Annotated in this window: 1 protein-coding gene; it reads left to right on the forward strand. The window is 61.1% G+C overall.

The features are described from left to right. Positions 1-68: 68 nt before the first annotated feature. On the forward strand, positions 69-507 hold a 439-nt coding region (locus tag DNK89_RS24065; protein WP_238990931.1), incomplete at its 3' end, for an aldo/keto reductase.

The raw sequence follows: 507 nt of genomic DNA on the forward strand, positions 1-507 counted from the left end.
AGTAAATGCAGAGAACCAGACTGGCGCCGGACTATGAGATTTCGCGGGTCGTCCGCGGCGGCTGGCAGATGGCCAGCGGTCATGGCGCCGCATCGAGCGACGATCCGGTTGCCGACATGATCGCCTTTGCCGATGCCGGTATCACCACCTTCGATTGCGCCGACATCTATACGGGTGTCGAGGAGCTGATCGGGCGTTTCCGGCTGCGTTACCGGGAGGAGCGTGGTCAGGAGGCGCTCGACCGCATCAAGGTGCACACCAAATTCGTGCCTGATCTCGATGTCCTGCCACGCATAACCAAGGCGTATGTAGAAGGTGTCATCGATCAGTCCTTGCGGCGGCTCAATCTCGACCGGCTCGACCTGGTGCAATTTCACTGGTGGGATTATGACGCCCCGCGCTGGCTGGAGACTGCGGGCTGGCTGAACGAGCTGAGGCTGGCTGGCAAGATCAACCGGATCGGCGGCACCAATTTTGACACCGCGCATGTCGAGGCCATCGTTGGGG

The sequence above is a fragment of the Acidovorax sp. ST3 genome (assembly GCF_003231145.1).
GTDB lineage: Bacteria > Pseudomonadota > Gammaproteobacteria > Burkholderiales > Burkholderiaceae_C > Acidovorax.